At 69.1% G+C, this 7,073-nt stretch carries 10 protein-coding genes; 8 read left to right on the top strand and 2 right to left on the bottom strand.

Going from position 1 to position 7,073, the window contains the following annotated elements:
* On the bottom strand, positions 1 to 301 hold a 301-nt coding region (locus Q8M88_RS15935; RefSeq protein ID WP_305598140.1), incomplete at its 3' end, for a transporter substrate-binding protein.
* 177 nt (positions 302 to 478) lie between these two features.
* Positions 479 to 1,183: a TorF family putative porin gene (locus Q8M88_RS15930; protein WP_305598139.1), complete on the bottom strand. Its 705-nt coding sequence runs from the start codon at positions 1,181 to 1,183 to the stop codon at positions 479 to 481.
* A gap of 263 nt (positions 1,184 to 1,446) precedes the next feature.
* Here Q8M88_RS15930 and Q8M88_RS15925 point away from each other — a divergent pair, with 263 nt between their 5' ends.
* From Q8M88_RS15925 to Q8M88_RS15890, 8 genes are all read left to right on the top strand, one after another.
* Positions 1,447 to 2,328, top strand: a complete 882-nt coding sequence (locus Q8M88_RS15925; protein ID WP_305598138.1) for an urease accessory protein UreD — start codon at positions 1,447 to 1,449, stop codon at positions 2,326 to 2,328.
* 13 nt (positions 2,329 to 2,341) lie between these two features.
* Positions 2,342 to 2,644 (top strand): urease subunit gamma, encoded by a 303-nt coding sequence (locus Q8M88_RS15920; RefSeq protein ID WP_305598137.1) that lies wholly within the window; start codon positions 2,342 to 2,344, stop codon positions 2,642 to 2,644.
* A gap of 4 nt (positions 2,645 to 2,648) precedes the next feature.
* A complete protein-coding gene (locus tag Q8M88_RS15915) occupies positions 2,649 to 2,966 on the top strand; it encodes an urease subunit beta (RefSeq protein ID WP_305598136.1) in 318 nt (105 codons plus the stop codon).
* 4 nt (positions 2,967 to 2,970) lie between these two features.
* Entirely contained in the window at positions 2,971 to 4,683 is a 1,713-nt protein-coding gene (gene ureC, locus Q8M88_RS15910) for an urease subunit alpha (protein WP_305598135.1), read from the top strand.
* Between the two features lie 11 nt (positions 4,684 to 4,694).
* A complete protein-coding gene (locus tag Q8M88_RS15905; protein ID WP_305598134.1) occupies positions 4,695 to 5,204 on the top strand; it encodes an urease accessory protein UreE in 510 nt (169 codons plus the stop codon).
* Positions 5,204 to 5,896 (top strand): urease accessory protein UreF, encoded by a 693-nt coding sequence (locus tag Q8M88_RS15900; protein ID WP_305598133.1) that lies wholly within the window; start codon positions 5,204 to 5,206, stop codon positions 5,894 to 5,896. The genes Q8M88_RS15905 and Q8M88_RS15900 overlap by 1 nt, the downstream gene beginning before the upstream one ends.
* On the top strand, positions 5,893 to 6,519 hold the full coding sequence (gene ureG / locus Q8M88_RS15895) for an urease accessory protein UreG (protein ID WP_305598132.1): 627 nt from the start codon (positions 5,893 to 5,895) through the stop codon (positions 6,517 to 6,519). The genes Q8M88_RS15900 and ureG overlap by 4 nt, the downstream gene beginning before the upstream one ends.
* Positions 6,520 to 6,528: 9 nt before the next feature.
* The coding region (locus tag Q8M88_RS15890; RefSeq protein WP_305598131.1) for a HupE/UreJ family protein at positions 6,529 to 7,073 on the top strand (545 nt) is incomplete at its 3' end.

Raw genomic sequence — 7,073 nt, 5'->3', positions numbered from 1 at the left:
ACGCGCCGTCCTCGACCACCGCCTCGATCTGCTTACCGAGCACGCCGCCGGCCGCGTTGATCTCGTCGATGGCCAGCATCGAGGCGTTCTTAACCGTCACCTCGCTGATCGCCATCGTGCCGCTGAGCGACTGCAGTACGCCGACTTTCACGGCGTCGCCGCCGGCCGCGGTTGCGGTCTTCTCCTCGCCTTTGGAGCAGGCCGTCAGGGCCGTACCGGCCATGAGGAGGACTGCGATCGTCCTGTTTATTCTGTTGATCATCACCGTATCCCGTTGAGTTGGTTCGGCCTCGGGGCGCATCTCGATCGGGAAGCCCGGCCCCCGAGAGCCAATCTGCTGCGCTGCAACAAGCGCGGGTATGGGGTGTTTGACGTAGCCGGCGTCTGAACTGGCCGTATGGCGACGAAAGGAGCCGGGCCGCGGTCCGACCTCCGAGTACGGACCGCGGCCACTTCCCTCACGACGCGTCTGCGGACATCAGAACGACGACGTCAGGGAAACCACGACCGTGGAGTCGGTAAGGTCCTTGACGGTGGCGGCGATGGTCTGGGTGTCGGTGTCGATGTATTCGAGACCGAAGGTGACCGCCTTGTAGGTGTAGCCGACGCCGAGGCCCCAGTTCCATTTGCCGTCGAACGGGTCGCCGTCCTCGTAGCCGAGGGTGGCCTTCAGCGACAACGGGGTGTCGGGCACGGTATAGGAGCCGCTGCCGTAGACATAGGTTGACTGGGTGCCGCCGTTGTACTCGTCGTGCACGACGCCCACGGTGCCGCCCACTGGCCCGAGCGGGAAGCTCACAGACGCGGCGTACTGGTCGAAATCGATGTCGGCGGGCGAGTCGTCCGGAAAGACGATGCGCAGGTAGGTGGCTTTCCAGCTCAGGTCGCCGGTGGTCACCGCGACGCCGCCGTACAGATCGGCTTCGAGGGCGCCCGCGCCGGCTTCCTTGTCCAGGCTCGAACCCCAGAGGCCGGCGAAGATGCTGACGTTGTCGCTCAGCGGCACGCTGGCTTCAATGCTGCCCTGCATGACCGCGGTCTTGTCGCTGAGCGACATGCCGCGCAGGCGATAGTCGCTGTAGGCGCCGATGCTGGCGGACGTCTTGACCTCGGCATGCGCCAGGCCGGCGGACGCGACCAGCAGCACGGCCGGAGCCGCGCTGATCCATGTTCTGATTTTCATTATCCCCGTTCTCCTTGCTGTCGTCGCGGCGGGCGAACCAGGACCGACAAGGGGAGGCGGGAGCCAGGCCGTCCGTCGCGACGTCCCGATGGTTGCGGGCACTGCGGGAGCGGCGGAATGGGGCGTTTGACGTAGCTGCACCATGCGCCAGGCGCGATCGGCGGCCCTGTTGGAGGCTGCGTTTTGGTCAATACGTCAAACGCCCCCTCGGATCGGGCGTCGGCTTGCTGCGAACTGCCGGCGTAAGACGCAGGAGAATTCGAGTGACGGTGGATCGTGCGTCTGGGGCGCTGCGCCTGGTGAGCGACCGCAGCGGACCGACGCCTTCGACATCGATGCGCGAGAGCGGCCTGCGGGGCGAGTTGCGACTGGGCTTCGCCCCGCGTGCGGGCCGCACGTACCTCGCGCAATCCTACCAGGCCGGCTGCCTGCGGGCGCGTTCGCCCCGCACCGCCGCCGGCGAGACGGCGAGCGTGGTGCTGATCAACACAGGCGGCGGGGTGGCCGGGGGCGACCGGCTGCGTCAACAAATCTCCTGGGGGGCGGGCGCGCACGGCGTGGTGGCGGCCCAGGCGGCGGAGAAGGTCTATCGCAGCCTGGGCCCGAGCTCGGTGATCGACACGCGGCTCGAATTGGCAAGCGGCGCGCGCGCCGAGTGGCTGCCGCAGGAGACCATCCTGTTCGATCGCGCGCGGCTGGTGCGTCGCACCGAGGTGCGGATGGCCGGCGATGCGAGCTTCCACGGCGTCGAGGCGGTGGTGCTGGGGCGCACCGCCATGGGCGAGACGATGCGCGAGGGCCTGCTGGCCGACAGTTGGCGGATCTGGCGTGACGGCAGGTTGATCTATGCCGACGCCCAGCGCCTGGAAGGCCCCATCGACGCCTTGATGATGCGCGCCAGCATCGGCGCCGGTGCGCGGGCCATGGCGGTGCTGATCCATGTATCTGCTCAGGCCGGCCGGTACCTGACCGCATTGCGCGAGGTGTTCGCGAACGCCGCCGGCCGGGCCGCCGCCAGCGCTTGGAACGGCATGCTGGTGGCGCGCTTCCTGGCCCCGGACGGCCAGCGGCTGCGCGCCGATCTGACGGCCGCTCTGGCGGTGCTGCGCGATGGCCGGGCCGCGCCCAGGGTGTGGACGTGTTGACGAGGAGAGTGCGTTGAATCTCAGTCCCCGCGAAAAGGACAAGCTGCTGGTCGCCGTGGCGGCCATGGTCGCGCGCCGCCGGCTGGAACGCCGCGTGCGGCTCAACTATCCCGAGGCGATTGCGCTGATCTCCGACTTCGTCATGGAGGGCGCGCGCGACGGGCGCAGCGTCGCCGACCTGATGGAGGCCGGCGCCCACGTGCTCAGCCGCGAGCAGGTGATGGAAGGCGTGCCGGAGATGATCCTCGACATCCAGGTCGAGGCGACGTTCCCGGACGGCACCAAGCTCGTCAGCGTCCACGACCCGATCCGGTGAGCGCATGATCCCCGGAGAATTGTTTCCCGCCGAGGGCGAGATCGAGCTGAACGCCGGCCTCGACACGGTCAGCGTGCAAGTGTCGAACAGCGGCGACCGGCCGGTGCAGGTGGGCAGCCACTACCATTTCGCCGAGGCCAATCCGTCGCTGATCTTCGATCGTGCGGCCGCCTACGGTCGCAGGCTGGATATCCCCGCGGGCTCGGCCCTGCGCTTCGAGCCCGGGCAGACGCGCGAGGCCTGGCTGGTGCCATATCGCGGCGAGCGCCGCGTGGTCGGCTTCCGTGGCGACGTCATGGGTCCGCTGGACGGAAAGGGCTGAGACCATGCCGTATCGCATCGGCCGCGCGGCCTACGCCGACATGTTCGGCCCAACCACCGGCGACCGCATGCGGTTGGCCGACACCGAGTTGATCATCGAAATCGAGCGCGACGCGACGATCTATGGCGAGGAGGTCAAGTTCGGCGGCGGCAAGGTGATCCGCGACGGCATGGGCCAGGGCCAGATGACCCGCGCCCAAGGCGCCGTCGACACGGTGATCACCAACGCGGTGATCATCGATTACTGGGGTATCGTGAAGGCCGACATCGGCATCAAGGGCGGGCGCATCCACGCCATCGGCAAGGCCGGCAATCCCGACGTCCAGCCCGGCGTCGACATCCCCATCGGCCCGGGGACCGAGATCATCGCCGGCGAAGGCAAGATCATCACCGCCGGAGGCGTCGACAGCCACATCCACTTCATCTGTCCGCAGCAGGTGGAGGAGGCGCTGTGCGGCGGTATCACCACCATGGTCGGCGGCGGAACGGGGCCGGCCACCGGCACCAACGCCACCACCTGCACGCCCGGACCCTGGCACATCGAGCAGATGCTGCTGGCCGCCGAGGGCCTGCCGGTGAACCTGGCCTTCGCCGGCAAGGGCAACGCCAGCCGCCCCGAGGCCCTGGTCGAACAGATCCGCGCCGGCGCCGCGGCGCTGAAGCTGCACGAGGACTGGGGATCGACCCTGGCCGCCATCGACTGCTGTCTGTCGGTGGGCGACGCCTACGACATCCAGGTGATGATCCACACCGACACCCTGAACGAGACAGGCTTCGTCGAGGACACCATCAAGGCGATCGGCGGGCGGACCATCCACGCCTATCACACCGAAGGCGCCGGCGGCGGGCATGCGCCGGACATCATCCGCGTCTGCGGCCTGCCCAACGTCATCCCCTCGTCGACCAACCCGACCCGGCCGTTCACGGTGAACACCCTGGACGAACACCTCGACATGCTGATGGTCTGCCACCACCTGGACCCGGCGATCCCCGAGGATCTGGCCTTCGCCGAGAGCCGCATCCGCCGCGAGACCATCGCGGCCGAGGACATCCTGCACGACCTGGGCGCGTTCTCGATCATCTCGTCCGACAGCCAGGCCATGGGCCGGGTCGGCGAGGTGGCGCTGCGCACCTGGCAGACCGCCCACAAGATGAAGGTCCAGCGCGGCCGGCTTCCCGGCGAGCAGGGCGATAACGACAACCTGCGGGTCCGCCGCTACATCGCCAAGTACACGATCAACCCCGCCATCGCGCAGGGTCTGTCGGCGGAAGTGGGCTCGGTCGAGGTCGGCAAGCTGGCCGACCTGGTGATCTGGTCGCCGGCTTTCTTCGGGGTGAAGCCTGAGCTGATCGTCAAGGGCGGCATGATCGTCTACGCGATGATGGGCGATCCGAACGCCTCGATCCCGACGCCGCAGCCGGTGCATTTCCGCCCGATGTTCGGCGCCTATGGGCAGGCGCTGACCGCGCACAGCATCACCTTCACCTCGCGTGCGGCGATCGAGGCCGGCGTGCCGCAGCGGCTGGGCTTGCGCCGCGCCGTGGCGCCGGTGTCGAACGTTCGCGCTGGAATCGGCAAGGCGTCGATGAAGCTCAACGACGCGACGCCGGTGATCGAGGTGGACCCCGAGACCTATGAAGTGCGCGCCGACGGCGAACTGCTGACCTGTGAACCCGCCGAGGTGTTGCCAATGGCGCAGCGCTACTTCCTGTTCTGAAGGACCTGACCATGCTCGACGTCCAAGAGATCCTGCGCAGCGGCGTCTTCGCACCCGACAGCGCGACCGATCTGCTGGTGCTGGACCACGATCACCGGCTGCGCCGCCGTATCGTGCTGACCACGGCGGCGGGGTTGCGGGTGCGCCTGTACGAGGCCCGTCCTGTCCAGCTTCGCGACGGCGACGGCCTGCGGCTGGCCGACGGCTCCCTGGTCCTGGTGCGCGCCGCCGACGAGGACGTGCTGGAGATCACCGCGCCGGACGCGGCCGGCCTGGTGCGCATCGCCTGGCACCTGGGCAACCGCCACCTGCCGACGCAGTTGATGGGCGAGGCGATCCGCATCCGCTTCGACCATGTGATCGCCGCCATGGTCGAGGGCCTGGGCGCAAGCTGCCGCCGCATCGACGCGCCGTTCGATCCAGAGGGTGGAGCCTACGCTGACGGCGGCCACGACGAACAAGCGCACGGGCACGGCCATCAAGCCCACGGCGACCACCAACATCCGCATGCGCACGCCTGATGGACGGCGCGCTGCTCTACGACCTGCTGTCGTGGATGTCCCCGTCCTATCCGATCGGCGCGTTCAGCCACTCCGGCGGGCTGGAGTGGGCGGTGGAGGAAGGCCTGGCTGTCGACCGCGCGACCACGCAGGCCTGGGTGCTGGACTGGATGACCCTCGGCGGCGGGCGTAGCGAGGCCAGGCTTTTCGCCTTCGCCCATAGCGCCGCGGCGCGGGGCGACCGAGACGCCCTGTTGGAGATCGCCGAACTCGCCCAGGCTATGGGGACCAGCCACGAGCGCCGCCTGGAGACCACCGCGCAAGGCGCGACGTTTCGGCGGATCGCGCGCGCCGCGGCGCCCTGCTTGGCGCTGACGATGCTGGATGGCGTCGACGACGAGGATCTTGCCTACCCCGTGGTCGCGGCCTGCCTCATGGCGGGGCACGGGGCGCCGCTTGATGTGGCGCTGACTGCCTATTTGCACGGCGTCGTCTCGAATCTGGCCTCGGCCGCACAGCGACTGATCCCGCTCGGCCAGACGGATGGTCAACTGCTGAGCGCCGGCCTGCGTCAGCCGGCGATCGAAGCGGCGCGCGACGCAAGCCTGGCCGACCCCGCCGATCCCTTCGCGGCGATGGGCCAGGCAGGCCTGATCGCCGACTTCGCCGCCATGGCGCATGAGACGCAGTACACGAGGCTGTTCAGGACATGAGCGAAAGCAATCCGCTGCGGGTGGGCGTCGGCGGCCCGGTGGGCTCGGGCAAGACGGCGCTGATGGATGCGCTCTGCCGCAGCTTCCGCGACACCTATGAGATCGCCGCGATCACCAACGACATCTACACCCGCGAGGATGCGGAGTTCCTGACCCGCGCTGGCTCACTGCCGGCCGAGCGGATTCTGGGCGTGGAGACCGGCGGCTGCCCGCACACGGCGATCCGCGAGGACGCCTCGATGAACCTGGCGGCGATCGACAAACTCAACCGCGGCTTTCCCGGACTCGACCTGATCCTCATCGAATCCGGCGGCGACAATCTGGCCGCCACGTTCAGCCCAGAACTGGCCGATCTGACGATCTATGTCATCGACGTCTCGGCCGGCGACAAGATCCCGCGCAAGGGCGGGCCGGGAATCACCCGCTCCGACCTGCTGGTGATCAACAAGATCGACCTCGCGCCCTATGTCGGCGCGAGCCTGGAGGTGATGGACCACGACTCGCGCAAAATGCGCGGTGAACGACCGTTCACATTCACCAACATCCGCGCGGGCCTAGGCGTCGCCGAGGTCGCCGAGTTCATCGTGCGCGTTGGCGGCCTGGCCGTGCGCACGCCCGCCTGAGGAAACCACATGCGCCGTATCGCCATCCTGTCCATCGTTCTGGCGCTGGCCGCTTCGCCGGCGCTCGCCCACCCCGGCCATGGGGAAACGGGCTTAACGGCCGGCCTGCTGCATCCCGTCACCGGGCTGGATCACCTGCTGACCATGCTGCTGGTCGGCCTGTGGGCCGGGCTGGCCGGCAATCAGGCGCGCTGGCTGTGGCCGGCCGCGTTCACCGGCGCGATGCTCACCGGCTTCGGCCTCGGCTTGACCAGCGCGCCGTCGCCGGGCGTCGAAGGCGTGATCCTGGCGTCGCTTGCCATGGCCGGGCTGGCGGTGGGCTTCAACCTCAAGCCGCCGGCCGTATTGGGGGCGGCGGCCATCGGCGCCTTCGCGCTCGCCCACGGCTGGGCGCACGCCCAGGAGACGCCGTCGGGCGCGGGTCTGATCGACTTTGCGGTCGGGTTCGGCGCGGCGACGATGGCGCTGCATTTGGCCGGCCTTGGCCTGGCCGCCCTGGCGCTGCGCGCAGGCGGCGGACGCATGGCGCGGATCGGCGGGTTCGCGGCGGCCGG

It is taken from the genome of Phenylobacterium sp., from assembly GCF_030693805.1.
Classification (GTDB): Bacteria; Pseudomonadota; Alphaproteobacteria; order Caulobacterales; family Caulobacteraceae; genus Phenylobacterium.
This window is presented reverse-complemented; position numbering and strand designations above follow the sequence as displayed.